Here is a 17,034-nt window from a genome sequence, read left to right as displayed (position 1 = left end):
GGAACCGAGGGTTTCATAGATTAAAAGTTTGTATTCCGTTGTTTTCTACTTTAAGTATCGTTACAAAAATAGCACATAAATGATTAGTAACCTTATATTTACAGGTTATAATTATGCAAAAGGCAAAAATAATTATGCAGAGAAAAGGACTATCCGAGTCCGGTTAAAATCAGGCGGCCGGTGATCAGATAAATGTTCAGACCGATGATATCGTTGGTCAGAGTAATAAACGGACCTGTCGCTAAGGCCGGATCGATTTTCATCCGGTTTAATAAAAGCGGGAAGGCCGTACCGAAAATAGATGCGAAGAGGATAACGACAAAAAGCGATAGCGTTACCGTGATGGGCATGGCCAGAGTTTGCATCCCGAAACACAAAGTCAGCAAGAATATGATAGAGGAACAAATCGTGGCATTGATCAGAGCTCCTCCGATTTCTTTTACGATATTCTGAAAGCCATGTTTCAGGCTCAATGAATTGGAAGCCAAGCCTTTTACGACGATGGCCGACGACTGTATACCGACATTCCCTCCCATGGCAGTGATGACCGGAATAAACATCGCTGTAACCGGAAATAAAGCGATTTCCGCCTCGTAGCGGGAAATCATCCAGGCCGATACCATTCCTCCGAACAGGGCGATGATCAGCCAGGGGAGCCGGGCTTTGGTCTGTGCCCAGATGCTATCCGAAGATTCTACATCCTGCGAGATACCGGACATCATCTGGTAATCCTTGTCTGCCTCTTCACGGATAAAGTCGACTACGTCGTCGATGGTGATTCGTCCGACTAAGCGGCCTACCTGATCGATTACCGGGATGGCGACCAGGTCGTATTTTTGCATAATCAAAGCCACTGATTCCGCGGGTTCGTCGGTTTTGACCGAGATAATGTCAGGATAGTAAAGATTACTGATTTTTGCCGAGGTAGGGGCGGTAATGATTTTTTTCAGGGATAAACGTCCTTTTAGCTTGTTGTCGTCGTCGACTACATATATATTGTATATTTCATCCAGATTTTCAGCTTGACGGCTGACTTCCCGCAGACAGGTCAGGACGGTCCAGTTTTCATTTACCATCACCAGCTCTTTGGCCATTAACCCTCCGGCCGTATCCTCGTCATAATGCAACAAATCGACAATATCTCCTGCCTGTTCGAGGTCCTCCATATGCGACAACACTTCGTGTTGCTGTTCGTTAGGCATGCTCGCTACCAGATCGGCGGCATCATCCGAGTCCATATTGTCGATAAAACGACGGGCGATAGTTTCTGCCGGAAAAGATTCGATAAAATGTACTCTTTCCTCTTCGTCGATTTCTGCCAGTACGTCTCCTGCTTTTTCGTTATCCAGCAACAAGAATACGAATTGTGCCCTTTCATTATTCAGCTCCTCCAGGATTTCTGCTATATCTGCGGGGTGAAGCCCGGCAATTTGTTTGCTGACCTCGGTCTTGTTGCCGGCATCGATCAGTTCTTCCAACTGACTCAGAAATTCGTGGGTTAATTCAAATTGTTGCATCCTGAAAATTTTAGATCGTCGTTTTATGCTTTATCGCCAATGTTCCTGTTTTTCTCGATATCCTGGCAGAGCTGGAGGAAGTCGGTAATACCGAGCTGTTCAGGCCGTAAATTCAGATAGGGAGAGTCGAATCCCGGAGGAATGATCCCGCGGATTGAATTCCTGAGTGTCTTCCGGCGTTGATTGAACCCTGTTTTTACGACATTGAAGAATAGTTTCTCTTCACATCCCAGTTCCACGCGTTCGTTCCGGGTCAACCGGATGACTGCCGATTTGACTTTAGGAGGCGGATCGAAAACCTTCTCCCCTACGGTGAATAGATATTCGATGTGATAGAATGCTTGAAGAAAGACACTTAAAATACCATATGTTTTGCTACCCGGAGAGGCTGCAATCCGTTCGGCCACTTCTTTTTGTATCATACAGACCACCTGACGGACCAAATGCCGGTTTTCAATGATCCGGAAGAAAATTTGCGATGAGATATTGTAAGGTAGATTGCCGATCACAGAGAAAGGTTCCTGATAATATTGGCGGATATCTGTTTTCAGAAAATCTCCGTATAGAATCCGGTCCTGATATTCCGGTAATTCCTGATGCAGATAATCGATCGATTCCTGATCGATATCGATGGCCCGGACCGAAAATGCCGGATTGGCGAAAAGATGGCGGGTAAGTACACCCATCCCCGGACCGATTTCCAGTATATCCCGGGTGACAGGAAGTAAACTATCCGTAATTTTCCGTGCAATATTCTGGTCACGCAGAAAATGCTGTCCCAGACTTTTTTTAGCTCTGACAATACTCATGTTACAAAAGTATACAATTTCGGCGGAAAACGGTTTGGGCATGGGCATATTTTTGTACATTTGCAAACAATTTTATAAACCGATTTTCGTATGCACCCTCTTGTAAAAAATACGATAAAATTTTTTTTATTTCTGGCCGTATCGGCCTTTTTATTCTGGTTGGTCTACCGGGATCAGAATTGGGATGAATTGCTGACAGTGCTTAAAGAAGATGTGAATTATTTCTGGATCGGAGTAGCTTGTGTTATGGGGATTGCCAGTCACGTCAGCCGGGCCCTGCGGTGGCAGTTGCTGACCGCATCTATGGGGTATAGGATTTCTTTCGGGAATAGTTTTATGGGGGTGATGATCGGATATTTCGCCAATTTGGCTATCCCGCGGATGGGCGAGTTTACCCGTTGTGGGGTAGTCAGTAAATATGAGGAAGTTCCTTTTTCTAAATTATTGGGTACGGTTGTGACCGAACGGGTAATCGATATGATGATTTTATTGTTCCTGACCTTGATTGTCGTCATTACCCAGTTTAAACAAGTCGGTATTTTTTTAGATAATAATCAGGAGATTGAAGAGAAGGTGGTGAATATGTTCCATTCTTCATGGATGTTGTTGGTGTTGGTTGTTTTGGCGGCCGTCGGTTGGTTGTTTTGGCGGTTGATCCGTAAAACTCGTTTTAAAGAACGGATTCATTCTTTTTTTAAAGGACTGAAAGAAGGGTTGCTTAGTGTGAAAGATGTGCGACACAAAGGATTGTTCGTTTTTTATTCCTTATTTATCTGGTTGATGTATTTCCTGATGTTTTATGTCTGCTTTTTCTGTTTTCAGTTTACTTCGCATTTGGGGGCACTGGTCGGGTTGACCATTTTCGTTCTTTCGAGTTATGGTATGGTGGCTCCTGTACAGGGAGGTATCGGAGCCTGGCATTTTATGGTTATAGCGGCTTTGATGATTTATTTGCCGCATACCCCGAATATCGAAAGCATGGCCAAAACTTTTGCTCTATTGACCCACGGTACAATGACGTTGTTATATATCGTGGTCGGTGTGATTTGTGTAATTTTGCTGCCGCTTTATAATAATGCCGCAGGAAAACAGGGAAAGGATCGGAGGTAAGTTAATTATTTTGACTATGGACACAGTGAATTTGATATATGATTATTTTCCGGAACTGACGGAGGAACAACGGGAACGTTTTGCTCGTCTGGAAGGTTTGTATCGGGAATGGAATGAAAAGATAAACGTGATTTCCCGCAAAGATATGGATGAGTTTTGGGTACATCATGTGTTGCATTCACTGGCGATCGCAAAGATCATCCGTTTTGCTCCCGGGACTCGGGTGATGGATGTCGGTACAGGAGGAGGATTCCCGGGGATTCCTTTGGCTATTTTGTTTCCTGAGGTAAATTTCTATCTGATCGATTCCATCGGCAAAAAGATAAAAGTCGTGGAAGGGATTCGGGATGCTTTGGGGTTACAGCATGTCAGGACCGAGCAGATCCGCGTGGAAAATGTTGCGGAACAACAGGATTTTATTGTCAGCCGGGCTGTGACAGCTTTTCCTGCCTTTGTCAAACTGATCCGGGGAAAGATCCGGAAGGACTCGGCCCATTCCCTGGACAATGGAGTGATCTATTTAAAAGGAGGAGATTTTGAGGAAGAAATTGCACCTTTCCGTTCTAAAGTGAAAATCTATTCCATTCCTGACTTTTTTTCGGAAGATTTTTTTGAAACCAAGAAAATCATCTATTTGAAGAATTAGTTCTTTCAATATTTTTTTATTTTTGCCGTACTATATGAGGTGTAAAGATGAACAGGAAATATTGACCTTGATTAGTTGCGGTAATCCGGATGGACTAAAAAGCCTTTTTGATCTTTATTATAAGCCTCTTTGTATTTTTGCTATGAACTTTCTGGATTCTTTCGGTGAGTCGGAAGATATCGTCCAGGACTTGTTTGTGAAGTTTTGGGAAAAATATAAAGATAAACAGTTCGAGGGATCGTTGAGGGCTTATTTTTTTACTGCTGTCCGGCATAATTGTGCGAAGGTGTTAAAATTGAAGAACCGCTATAATTTACAGTTGGAAGAGGAATATATCGACGAACCGGTGTATTCCGAAGAGGAGTTTGAGGGAGAGTGCCGGAAATTATATGCCGAAATAGCCCGTCTTCCCGAACAATGCCGGAAAGTGTTCGAGCTGATCGTATTAAAAGATATGAAATACAAAGAAGTAGCTGACTTTCTCGGTTTATCTGTGAATACCGTAAAGACTCATTTTGCCCGTGCATTGAAACAATTGCGCAGTTCTCTTCAAATTCTGCTTGTTTTCTTACTTCGGAAATAGCGATCGGGGTATCGCTGAAAAGCCTTGGGGGATAGGTTATCCGTAAATTGCCTTTTCGGGTAAATTATTTTTTCGAAAAAAAAATTTCATTTCATTCACCCATTTTAATCTTTTTGAGCTTTAGGTAATAGAAACGTTTTCTAAATAAATCGTCTGTGCGCAGGATAAATTTAAAATCGAAAGCAATGAATGAAGAGGAATTAGTCTCTTATGTGGTTCGCTATTGTAAACATGAATTATCGGAAGAAGAATACCGGTTTTTACAACGGTGGTTGGAGGAAAAACAGGAAAATCGGCAAACTTTCCGGGAATGGGTGAGAACTTATAGACAAGGGCGTAAGGTGGGGTGTTGGGATGGGATTCAGGAGGAGCAGGCCTGGGAGCAAATATCCTGCCGTCTCTCTGCCTCGCCCCGGAAGAGACGTCGATTATGGAAGGAATGGTGGAAACAAGTTGCAATACTGATCCTTTTATTGGGTAGCGGATTATTGTATTATTCGTTGCAACAGTTACAGGAAAGTCGGGAGACTGCTTTGTCTCAGATCGTTCCGGGTAGCCGAAAGGCGGTGTTGCGTTTGTCGGATGGGCGGGAAGTTACACTGGAAAAAGAGACTACCTGCGTATTGACCGAGGAAGACGGTACCCGGATTTCAGTCGGAGGGCAGGAGCATATCGTTTATCAGGCTGTAAGCCAGGAACAGGAAAAATTGGCTTATAATACAATTACCGTGCCCCGGGGCGGGGAATATTCCCTGGTATTGTCGGACGGTACACGGGTGTGGCTGAATGCGGAAACCGAACTGACTTATCCCACGGTTTTTGGCAAGGGAGAGAGAAAATTGATGCTGAAAGGGGAAGCTTGTTTCGAAGTAGTAACAGATACAGCCCGTCCTTTTATTGTCGAGAGTTTCTACAATCGCGTCGAGGTGTTGGGTACGCGCTTTAATGTTTCTGCTTATACCGGTAAAAGTGCGGTGAAAACTACTTTGTTGAGGGGAAAGGTCAAAGTGTCGAATAGAAAAGGACAGTTGGTCTTGTCACCGGGCGAACAAGCCGTTTGCCTGAAAGAAGAAATAGAAAAATGTGAAGTCGATGCCCGGGCTGTGGCTGCCTGGGTAGACGGAACTTTTGAATTTGAAAACATGTCTTTAGGCGAAATCACCGATCAATTGGGACGTTGGTACGATGTAGACTTTGTATTTGCCGATCCGCAGTTGAAAGCAATCACTTTTACGGGAGCTGCTACCCGTTATCGTGAATTGGATTTTGTGTTGCGGATGCTGGAAGAATTGGCTCGGGTACGGTTCCAGTTAGAAAATAAAACGATCCGGGTTTCGAAAATTTGAATCTACTAAACTACAAAATTATGAAAAAAAGAAGAAAAAATCCATCCGGCATACGACTGATTGTCAGGTTGTGCTGTTTTTTCGTATTTGTATCGAGCTTGCATACTCAGGCAACCGTATGGGCTCAGGGGAAAGTGACCGTAGAGCTGCAGAATAAAACACTCGGAGAGGTGTTGAAAGTATTGAAAGAACAAACAGGCGTGCACTTTATGTATAATACTCAGGAGGTGAATGTCGGGACGAAAGTCTCTGTATCCCTGAACGAAGCCCGGTTAGAGGAGGCCTTACAATCGATCTTTCAGGGGTTACCTTATCGTTACAATCAGGTCGAGGACTATATTTTAATTACTCCGAAAAAAGAATCGGAAACCCAGCAGACCGATATGCGGACAGTGAAAGGAAAAGTAGTGGATTCTAAAGGAGAACCGCTACCCGGAGTATCTGTGGTGGTAAAAAATACAACAGCCGGAGTAGCAACGGATATAGAGGGAAAATTCGAGATCCGTTTGAATTCGGGAGAAGAGATCTTAGTGTTTTCTTTTGTGGGAATGCGTACACAGGAAGTGAAAGCGAATAAAGATAACCTCTATGTCGTGATGGAGAGTGTGGCCGAATTGATGCAGGAAGTGATCGTGAAGACCGGTTACCAGAATATCGAGAAACGTAAGCTTTCTTCTTCCGTCTTTACTATCGATGGTGATTTGGTGCGGGAAGGAGCTGCTTTGGGGTTGGATAATATGTTGCAGGGAAAAATTCCGGGAATGAATGTTATGGGATCTTCCTCGACTCCCGGAGCTGCAACGAAAATCAGAATCCGCGGATCTTCGACGATTTCAGGTAACCGCGAACCCTTGTGGGTAGTCGATGGATTTATTCTGGAAGATCCCGTACAGATCAGTGCCGAAGAATTGAATAGCCTCGATAACGTAAACCTCATCGGAAATGCGATTTCTTCGCTGAATCCACAGGATATCGAACGGATAGACGTTTTGAAAGATGCTTCGGCTACCGCTATTTATGGGGTAAAAGCTGCCAATGGAGTTATCGTCATTACCACTAAGAAAGGAAAAATCGGGAAGCCCCGGGTGAGGTATTCAATGAATTTATCGGTCAATGAACGACCGGAATACGACGGGCTCTACCGGATGAATTCGAAGGACCGGATCGAGGTATCCAAGGAAATCGAACAGAGGGGATTGTCGTTCGGTACTCCTCCGGCCAGGGTTTCTTATGAAGGTGCTTTGCTGGACCTGTACGACCGGACCATTACTTATGAAGAGTTTCAGAAGAAAGTGAAAAGACTGGAAGAAGTGAATACCGATTGGTTCGATATCATTTACCGGACCTCTTTTTCACAAAAACATAATGTTTCTATTTCAGGTGCTAACGATAAGGTAAATTATTATTTTTCAGGTGGTTTACAGCATATCCCCGCTACGGTGAGAGGTACCGGTGTAAAACAGTTCAACGGCCTGATGAAACTGGGAGTGAATCTGCTTTCCAATCTGAAAATGGAGTTGCAGATGAGAGCGTCGACCGACGATAAGGATTACCTGCATTCTTCTTTGTCTCCTTATCAGTATGCCTATAATACTTCCCGTGCGATACCCTGTTATAATGAGGACGGTACGTTGGCTTATTACAACAAGACGCAAGGCTATGAATTCCCGCTACAATACAATGTGGTGAACGAAATGCAACATACGGGGATGAATATCGAGGGGACGACGTTGAATTTCAATGCTAATTTACTATGGGAGATTATTCCTGGATTAAGATTAACCGGCGCCTTGAGTTATAATCGGTCGAATACCGATCAAAAAGAATGGTTCGACGAACAATCTTACGCGGCTGCTCAGCTCAGAAATTATAATTACGGACTGGAATTGCCCGATAGTGACATTTGGCGTGAACAGCAATGTAAGTTGCCTTACGGGGGAGAACTGGTGAATACGGATACCCGGAATACTTCTTATACTGCAAGGGCACAAGTGGATTATTCTTTTCAATTTCTGGAAGATCATCAGATCACGGTGGTTGCCGGTACGGAGGCACGTTCGTCTAAATACAAAGGATTGAAATCGACGGAATACGGTTATTTGCCCGACCGGGGAGAAAAATTTGTAGAGATCGACCCGGTGCAGTGGCCGAAATATGGTGATCTGATGAAAAGTCATCCGAATGTGATCACCAATACCCTGACCAATGTGATGTCATGGTATGGAACATTCACTTACGACTATATGAACCGCTATATCGTCAATTTCAATATCCGGGCCGACGGTTCCAATAAGTTCGGACAGGATAAGAGTAACCGTTTTTTACCGATCTGGTCGGTCTCGGGCCGATGGAATCTGCACGAAGAAGCCTTCCTGAAAGAAGTGATGTGGATGAATATGTTTGCTTTCCGGGGATCATACGGTATTCAGGGGAATGTCTCACCCGATCAGACACCGAATTTGTTGATCCAGCTGGGATCCTTCGATCCGATTTCGAAACAGTATATTTCAAAGTTATCGAAGCTGCCCAATCCGCAATTGCGCTGGGAAAAGACGACTTCGTGGAACTTCGGGGTGGATTTCGCTTTCCTCGATAACCGATTGAACGGTAGTGTAGAAGTATACCGGAAGAAAGGGAAAGATCAGATCATTTCCAAAGAAGTGGCTTCGACGACCGGGAGTACGACTATGCAGCTGAATGCCGGAAACCTGGAAAATAAAGGGTATGAAATCGTGTTGAATGTAGTGCCGGTGAAAACGAAAGATATTACCTGGGCACTGAATATCAATGGGGCCCGGAATATCAATAAGGTAACGAAATCCGGGATTACGACGGATTACGGATACAAGGAATATCTCGATGGATCGGCTGTTATTCCGGGAGAAGCCCTGAATACTTTTTATTCTTATAAATATGATCGGTTGGATGCTAACGGCTTGCCTACTTTTAAAGATATCGAAGAAACCGACGGTATCACCCAAACGGAGATGTTTGCTAAGGTTTTCGCCTATTCGGGTACCCGTATACCGGATATTACCGGTGGGTTCGGTACGGATATCTCGTATAAGAATTTAGCTATCGGAGGATTTTTTTCTTATAGTTTGGGGACTAAGATCCGGCTGAACAACTTGTATAATGATTCCGGACAGCGGCTTCCGCAGCCTCAGCAAAATATGAATCAGGCGTTTGTGAACCGGTGGAAACAACCCGGTGATGAAAACCGTACGGATATTCCGGTATTGACGACCGATCCGCTGGATATGTACGGATTGGGGATCGACCGGAAAATCAAGATTGCCGATAATGGCTGGGAGATGTACAATAAGAGCGATCTACGGGTGGCTTCAGGGAATTATCTGCGCTTAAAAAACTTGTATGTGCGATATAATTTCAGCGATAGAATCTGTCATAAGATCCGGGCCCAAATGATCAGTGTGCGCTTCGAGGCGACTAACCTCTGGTTACTGGCCGATAAAAAATTGAAAGGACAGGATCCGGAACAGGTGACTTTGGGAGGAGTTTCTACACCTCCGACTTCTTCATATACTTTGGGATTAGATATCACTTTTTAAATAGCAGACTATGAAACGATATATAAGATTATTAGGGGTATTACTGATATTGTTTTCCTCTTGCTCTGATTTTTTGGAAGAGAAATCACAGGATTTGATTATTCCGAAGTCGGTCAAAGATTACCGGGAGTTCCTTTTCGGTGAGGCCTATATCCGGGATGAAACCCAGATACATACTTACCTGGACATCATGACGGACGATGTGAAAGAAAATATCAAGGGTAGTTTTCTGGGGGGAGATACCCGGGCCAGCGGTTATGGCTACTATACCTGGCAGGCCGATCCGGAGCAGACGGTTTCCGGAGCGATCAGTGAAGATAAGGCTTGGGAGACATATTATCATTCTATCCTGATCTGTAACATTACGCTGGATAATATCGGGGATATCAGCGGATCGAAGGCCGAGAAAGAAGACTTGAAGGCAGAAGCTTATGCTTTGCGGGCTTATTGTTATTTTATGCTGGTGAATTTGTATGGACAACCTTATAATCAGGCGACGGCCGAAACGGATCTCGGAGTTCCGGTCAACGATGTGGTAGGGATGGAAGACCGGAAGTTTGTCCGGGAGAGTGTGGCTGAAATCTATCGGCAGATAGAAAGCGATCTGAAAGAAGCGATTACTTGTTTCAAAGCCTCCAACCTGACGAAGACCTGTTTCCGCTGGAACCTGCCGGCTACGTATTTGTTGGCTTCCCGGGTGAGCTTGTATAAGAAAGAGTATGATAAAGCCATCGAATATGCGACGTATGTGATCGCTGCACAACCTCAGCTCTATGATTTGTCGGCAATGAGCGACGATGATTATTTTCTGAATGAAAAGAATCCTGAGATATTGTTTACTTATGGCTATTATCTGGTGAGTTATTATGCCTGGCTGGCCAAATGTAATTTCCCGATTTCCGACGATCTTCAGGCATTATACGGGGATAACGACTGGAGATTGACGCATTTCTTCTACAAACGGGGAGCTGTTTATACGGCCCAAAAATCGGAAACTTCGGGAACTACCGGCATATACGGATATGCTTTCCGGACAGCGGAAGCCTACCTGAACCGGGCAGAGGCTTATGCCGAGAAAGGAGATAAAGACAAAGCTTTACAGGATCTGAAAACCATTCGGGAAAAACGCCTGAAAGTGTACGAAGAGGTACAAGCGGTGACTAAAGAAGACGTCATCCGGAGGGTAAGGGAAGAAAGACGGCGGGAACTCAGCTTCGAATTTCATCGCTGGTTCGACCTGAGGCGTTGGGACCGGCCCCGGATAGAGCATACCTTTACACCCGATATCAAGCAACCCGATGTCGTTGAAAAATATGTACTCGAAAAAGACGATCCGGCCTATACCTTGCCTTTACCCCGGTCGGTAGTGGAATATGATCCGACACTGGTCGACAATCCCCGTCCACAACGGGAGAATCAGAATGTTACCGGAGAAAATTGATCATATGAGTCTCGACAATGAAACCTTTAACTTAAAACGATAATTGTTATGAAAACTAGATGGTTGATATATATTCTGTTAGGTGTTTTCCTGAGTTCCTGTTATAAAGAGGAGAATATCGAGGGAGAAGAAGACGAGCCCAAGTACAAGGTGGAAGATAGTGAAGACCCCCTGGATCACTTTATTTATGGGTTTTATCATGACTACGGTGTATTTATTTTATATGATTATGAGGAAGTCGATTATCGATGGAATATGAGTACCGTATTGGATGTGGAATTGATAAAACAAACGGATAAGGTTACTTTGAACGAAGGTTTGGCCTATTTGGACAACGTTTTGTTCCAATATTATACCGATGATTTTAAAAAACATTATTTCCCCTTCAAGATTTTACTGGCCGATTCAGTGCAAGTGCTTAAAAATGGTGTATGGTACCCGGATGAACCGGCGACAGCAGGCTTGAGTTTTCTGGGAATCGGTCGAATCCGTAACGGGATAGGTGAGATTCCGGCCGATAGCCTGTTTGAATTGAGAGGAAAGGTACAGGCTGCTTTCTGGGCGAATTTTTTATACAATAATGAAATGATGGATCTTCCCGAAGCTTTCTGGAATATCAGCGAGGATTATTACGGGGGAAATCTGAAGTTGGTGGATGGGAATAGTGGGCTCAAACCCGATGAGATCGATATGAAGAAATATGGATTCTGGGACCGTGACCGGACGGCCGATAATGGGACCAACTACTGTATGGCTCCTAACAAAACGCTGGATATCAATCAATTTATCGATATGGTTACGACCCATACAACCGCGGAAATGGAGGCATTGATCGCTCCGTACGATCGGCTGAAAGATAAATACCATTTATTGGTAAATCAACTGAAAGAAGTGTATGGAGTGGATATTCAGGCAATAGGAAATGATCAATATTAATAAAACGAGAAGTATGAAAAACAGATTTTTTTATTTCGTGATTCTTTTATTGGCTGTATGTTTATCGGCCAATGCCAATGATTTTAAGAAGAAACGTAAAAAGCAAGAGACGACTCCGGCTTTGGCCGACGCCTTGAAGAAAGAAAAAACGGAGGACAAAAGCTATGATAAGGTGATTACTAAAGAAGCCCGCACGAAGAAGGGACTGATCACCTTACATATGGTGAAAAGTACATTCTATATGGAAATACCGGTGAAGTTGATGGGAAAACCGATGTTGTTCGCCGGTAGGGTGGCGGAGATCAGCGACAATAAGGATGTGGTGGCCGGACAGATGCCTCAGGATCCGATGCTGGTGGAATGGAGCTGCGATGAGGAAAAAGTCTATCTCCATAATGTGATCAGTAGATCGGTATGTGATGAAAACGAACCGATTGCAATATCTATGGAACGGAACAATCTGAAACCGGTCATCCGGGCTTTTCCGATCAAAGCATTCAGTAAAGATTCGAGTGCGATGGTGATCGATGCCACTAAATTGTTTTGTGCCGACGAACGGCCGGTAAGTCCTTTTATTCCTGCCTCTCCCTTCGATGCTTTGTTCGGTATGAAAAAGATGAAAGGGGTTTTTAAGGCCGATCTGTCGTCGATCCTCGATTTCAAGGCTTTCCCGCAGAATATTTCTGTAAAAAGCCGGGTGGCCTATACGGTCAACGGTACTCCTTTTACGGCTGTCGTCCATTTGTCGATGATACAGCTGCCGGATGAGCCGATGCGGCCTCGTTTACTCGATCCCCGGATGGGGTATTTCTCCGATCGGAAAGTGTTGTATTCCACCGAAAAAGATCAGAGCGAGAAGATCGCTTATGTCAATCGCTGGCGTTTGGAACCTAAACCCGAAGAACTGGAACGGTATAAAAAAGGGGAATTGGTAGAGCCGGCTAAACCGATTGTTTTTTATGTGGATAACGCCCTGCCGGCTAAATGGAAAAAATATATCAAATTGGGTATCGAGGACTGGCAACCTGCTTTCGAAGCGATCGGTTTCAAAAACGCTATCGTAGCCCGTGATTTCCCGACCGATGATCCCGATTTCGATCCCGACGATATCCGTTATTCCTGTTTCCGCTATGCGACGACGACGGTGGCCAATGCGATGGGACCGTCCTGGACCGATCCCCGTTCAGGTGAAATTATTCAGGCATCGGTGTATATGTATCACGATGTGTTGAAATTGTTGCACAACTGGAAGTTTGTTCAGACAGCTCAGGTCGATCCGAAAGCCCGGGCTGCCGTTTTTGACGAAGAAACGATGGGAGCGAGCCTGCGCTATGTCGCCTCACACGAAATCGGACATACGCTGGGATTGATGCATAATATGAGGGCTTCTTATTCGATACCGGTGGATTCGCTCCGTTCCCCCGCTTTTACTGCAAAATACGGAACGACGACTTCTATCATGGATTACGCCCGGAATAATTATGTGGCACAGCCTGAAGATAAAAATGTACGCTTGATTCCGCCCCTGTTGGGTGTGTACGATATCTTTATGATCAAATTGGGATATGCTCCGATTTACGATGCCGAAACACCGGCCGACGAATATGCTACTCTGAATAAATGGATTCAGGAAAAAGCGGGCGACCCGATGTATACCTATGGTGAACAGCAAATCCTGGGAACCCTGGATCCCGCTTCCCAGTCGGAATCGCTCGGGGACGATGCGGTGAAAGCCAGCCGGTATGGGATTAAGAACCTGCGGTATATCATGGACCATCTGGTGGAATGGAGTGCAATTGAAAATCGGCCTTATGATCAGACCAGTGAGTTATATTACGAACTGACCAAACAATACCAAAGGTATATGGGACATTGTATGGCCTACATCGGAGGGCTGTATCTCAACCATCCGGTAGCCGGAGATGAGCAGAAAGGATTTGTACCCGTGTCCAGGGAGAAACAGAAAGAGGTCGTGAAATTTTTCTTCGACGAATTTAAAGAACAACCCAAATGGATGGCGAAGAAAGAAATTATGACCCTTTTCGAACCGAATAATGATATGGTCGCTAATTTGCAGGCAAATCTGCTTCGTAATCTATTGAACAGTTCTACACTCGGAAAAGTGGGCATGAATGCCAAATATTCCGAGCGGCCTTATACCCAGAAGGAATACCTGAACGATTTGTATCAGGGGGTATGGAATAAGACCGAACAAGGGAAAGCCTTGGATTATTACGACCGTAACCTGCAATACGCTTATGTGCAATATTTGTTAAAAGAACTGGAACTCACGAAGGATGCGGAGAAGTCGAAAGGGCTCTCTTTGGAATTATTGACTGAAGACCATTTGCCGTGTTATTGCTACGAGTATCACCGGCATGCCCGGCAAATGTCTGCCAATACCAAAATATCGGATTTGGGGATCAGTTCTAAAACTTTGTATTACGGGCAATTGGTAAAACTGAAAGAGCTACTGAAGAATAGACGCCATTCTGCTTCGGGAGACGACAAAGTGCATTATGATTATTTGTACTTCGAATTGAATAGTGCCCTAAAATAGGGATTCCGGGACGGACCTTTCGTCCTATTTTCGGGACGAAAGGTCCGTCCCGGAATCCCAAAACCTATCTTTTTTCAGATAATTCAAAATAATTACCGGATTATCGTTTTCGTTCAATTGTTCATTAAGTCGTTTGAGTGGGTCTTGAACAATCTGTCCCTGATTCTCAAGGTATTCACACCTTGCTTTGATTAGCATGACTTCCCACCATTCGACACATATATCCGAGACATTCCTCTAACAATAAGCATGGGGACGATATTCGGGTCAACGGAATTGATTTCGGCAAAAATGCCCTGCCGGCTATTCTTATTCCAAAACAGATAATAATTTTTTCCACCTATCGCATTTTCAACAATCAGATTATTCTCACTTTCCATAATGTTTACAGGCACCACATATTTGCGTCTTATCCACTCCTCCTGTAATTGTGTATTATTTTTAGTTTTCCGGTTCGCCAAATAATTCTCGGGAATTTCCTGTTTCGGTATGGGATTTACCGCATATAAAGGAATGAGAGAGGTATCGGCAAACCGGTACAAAATATTACTGAATGGCAGAATACAAGTTAGGGAATCTCCATATTGAGCAACCGGAAGAATAGAATATCTCCAACTATCAACCTCCATCTTGATTTTCTGTTCCAAATGGCTTATCACTTTTAATTTTCCGGTCTGTAAATTGTATAAAGAATAGAGTATATCTGAAAACCGGGAAATACGATGAGCCAGAAATAACAAAGTGTCATTTAGCGGATAGATATTTTGAATCCCGGAGTCCACTTCCTTTCCGTCAGAAGAGGGGATCAGAACGGCCGGCCGGATATTTATCGATTTAATGAATCGATTATTCAGCGTATAAAAATGTAAGCTCAGTAAGATCGGATCAAAAATGACGATCTCCTGTTTTTTACTTATATAAAAATGATCTATGGCCCCATATTCACCGGGAGCGCGTCCGCGTTTCCCAATCTTATTCAGAAATCTTCCGTTCTGATCGAATACCAGTAGTCTCTGGCCATCCCGGACGACGATCCGGTCATCGGTCAATCGGACATCTGTCACTTCTTCTATCAAAACCGAATCCCTTGTTTCTAAAGGGATATACCTGAAACTATCACAAATCTGATTTATATCCAACGTATTACAAACCAAAATATTATTCGGATTAAATTCGAAAACAGCCTCTTTTATGGCCGGCCTTTTTTCTTTACAACCCGTAATACAAAACAATAAGATGATTAAAATCAGATAATTATTCATTTCGTTCAGATTTTCATAAATAAGTTTCCCTTTATCCTTGTAGATAACTACTTCCAAAATAACAATTTTTTTTATACGATTCCAAGGGATTCCGGGACGGACCTTTCATCCCGAAATGAAGAGAATTTGATATTTATTGATCACATTTTATCGGTGAGAAAGGGATCGAACGGCTAAGTTTGCAGCGTTGAAAAAGGGCAATAATTTCTAAATCGATAAAAATATGATTAAAAAAGGGGTTACATTGTTATTAAGTGTATTTGTGCTAACGGTTGCATGGGGTGAGAATCACTATGCTCCGGGGAAAAAGAACTCATTGAGGGCTCCTTCTGTGCCTTTGGTGACTTCCGATCCTTATTTTTGTATCTGGTCTCCTTATGATAAGCTGTATGAGGGTAACACCGAACATTGGACAGGTAAAGAGCAGGCTTTGATCGGTGCGTTACGGGTGGATGGGAAGACTTACCGTTTTATGGGCCGGGAGAAGCAGGCTTTCGAGACGATACTCCCGATGGCCGATCTGGAGAAATGGGAGGCGGATTATACGGAAAGCGAACCTGCCGGTGACTGGACTGCGGTGAATTACGATCAAAATTGGAAAAAAGGAAAGGCTGCTTTCGGGACGAAAGAAATGCAGCATCTGGGAACCGGATGGGATACCGAAGACATTTGGATACGCCGGACTTTCGAGTTGGAAGAAAATTTGAGTAAAGCACCGGTATACCTGAAATATTCCCACGATGATATTTTCGAGCTGTACATCAATGGTATTCAAGTCGTAAAAACCGGTTATACCTGGAAAAACGGTGTCTTGCTGGAATTGAGCGAAGCCGTCAAAAAGACCTTGAAGCCCGGTAAGAACGTTATTGCAGCGCATTGTCACAACAAAGAAAACGGGGGATATGTAGATTTCGGACTGTTTAGAAAACAGTCGGCCGATAATAATTTTTCTGCCGATGCAGAACAACTTTCGGTAGATGTATTGCCGACACAAACCTTTTATTCGTTTCGTTGCGGGCCGGTGATCCTGGATGTCATCTTCACTTCTCCTTTGTTGGCGGACGATCTTGATCTGGTGTCCACGCCGATCAGTTATATCACTTATCAGGTTCGCCCGCAAGATGGGAAATCGCATGAGGTGCAGGTATATTTCGAAGCATCGCCCCAGCTGGCCGTACACGAAGATAATCAACCGGTGGTGTATGACCGGGAATTGAAAAACGGTATTTCTTACCTTAGGACCGGTACGGTA

12 protein-coding genes are annotated in these 17,034 nt (G+C 44.0%); 9 read left to right on the top strand and 3 right to left on the bottom strand.

Going from position 1 to position 17,034, the window contains the following annotated elements:
• Positions 1-149 precede the first annotated feature (149 nt).
• Both mgtE and rsmA read right to left on the bottom strand, forming a co-directional pair.
• Positions 150-1,517, bottom strand: a complete 1,368-nt coding sequence (gene mgtE, locus WS42_RS07680) for a magnesium transporter (protein WP_013610511.1) — start codon at positions 1,515-1,517, stop codon at positions 150-152.
• A 23-nt stretch (positions 1,518-1,540) separates the two neighbouring features.
• Complete coding sequence (gene rsmA / locus WS42_RS07675; protein WP_041557088.1) at positions 1,541-2,326, bottom strand: 16S rRNA (adenine(1518)-N(6)/adenine(1519)-N(6))-dimethyltransferase RsmA; 786 nt, start codon at positions 2,324-2,326, stop codon at positions 1,541-1,543.
• A 90-nt stretch (positions 2,327-2,416) separates the two neighbouring features.
• On the opposite strand from rsmA, the gene WS42_RS07670 reads away from it, so the two are divergent.
• The 8 genes from WS42_RS07670 to WS42_RS07635 all read left to right on the top strand — a co-directional run bounded on the left by WS42_RS07670 (position 2,417) and on the right by WS42_RS07635 (position 14,520).
• The gene (locus tag WS42_RS07670; RefSeq protein WP_013610513.1) at positions 2,417-3,436 is read left to right on the top strand and encodes a lysylphosphatidylglycerol synthase transmembrane domain-containing protein; all 1,020 of its coding nucleotides are present in this window, start codon (positions 2,417-2,419) and stop codon (positions 3,434-3,436) included.
• 16 nt (positions 3,437-3,452) lie between these two features.
• On the top strand, positions 3,453-4,082 hold the full coding sequence (gene rsmG, locus WS42_RS07665) for a 16S rRNA (guanine(527)-N(7))-methyltransferase RsmG (RefSeq protein ID WP_022159626.1): 630 nt from the start codon (positions 3,453-3,455) through the stop codon (positions 4,080-4,082).
• Positions 4,083-4,116: 34 nt separating this feature from the next.
• Complete coding sequence (locus WS42_RS07660; protein ID WP_022159627.1) at positions 4,117-4,665, top strand: RNA polymerase sigma factor; 549 nt, start codon at positions 4,117-4,119, stop codon at positions 4,663-4,665.
• A 185-nt stretch (positions 4,666-4,850) separates the two neighbouring features.
• Positions 4,851-6,011 carry a FecR family protein gene (locus WS42_RS07655; protein WP_087382001.1) on the top strand — a complete coding sequence of 387 codons (1,161 nt, stop codon included), beginning with the start codon at positions 4,851-4,853 and terminating at the stop codon, positions 6,009-6,011.
• 20 nt (positions 6,012-6,031) lie between these two features.
• The gene (locus WS42_RS07650; protein WP_046450941.1) at positions 6,032-9,583 is read left to right on the top strand and encodes a SusC/RagA family TonB-linked outer membrane protein; all 3,552 of its coding nucleotides are present in this window, start codon (positions 6,032-6,034) and stop codon (positions 9,581-9,583) included.
• A 10-nt stretch (positions 9,584-9,593) separates the two neighbouring features.
• Positions 9,594-11,024, top strand: coding sequence for a RagB/SusD family nutrient uptake outer membrane protein (locus tag WS42_RS07645; RefSeq protein WP_022159629.1), 1,431 nt, complete (start codon positions 9,594-9,596; stop codon positions 11,022-11,024).
• Between the two features lie 48 nt (positions 11,025-11,072).
• A complete protein-coding gene (locus tag WS42_RS07640; RefSeq protein ID WP_022159630.1) occupies positions 11,073-11,960 on the top strand; it encodes a hypothetical protein in 888 nt (295 codons plus the stop codon).
• Positions 11,961-11,973: 13 nt separating this feature from the next.
• Positions 11,974-14,520, top strand: coding sequence for a zinc-dependent metalloprotease (locus WS42_RS07635; RefSeq protein ID WP_022159631.1), 2,547 nt, complete (start codon positions 11,974-11,976; stop codon positions 14,518-14,520).
• Between the two features lie 191 nt (positions 14,521-14,711).
• Here the strand turns inward: WS42_RS07635 and WS42_RS07630 are convergent, their stop codons facing one another.
• The gene (locus WS42_RS07630) at positions 14,712-15,839 is read right to left on the bottom strand and encodes a DUF4934 domain-containing protein (RefSeq protein ID WP_046450940.1); all 1,128 of its coding nucleotides are present in this window, start codon (positions 15,837-15,839) and stop codon (positions 14,712-14,714) included.
• A gap of 166 nt (positions 15,840-16,005) precedes the next feature.
• Between WS42_RS07630 and WS42_RS07625 the strand changes: the two genes are divergently transcribed.
• Positions 16,006-17,034 (top strand): DUF4964 domain-containing protein (locus WS42_RS07625; RefSeq protein WP_286728438.1); only part of this gene is annotated, 1,029 nt, incomplete at its 3' end.

Source organism: Odoribacter sp. N54.MGS-14, assembly GCF_000980295.1.
Lineage (GTDB): Bacteria > Bacteroidota > Bacteroidia > Bacteroidales > Marinifilaceae > Odoribacter > Odoribacter splanchnicus.
This window is presented reverse-complemented; position numbering and strand designations above follow the sequence as displayed.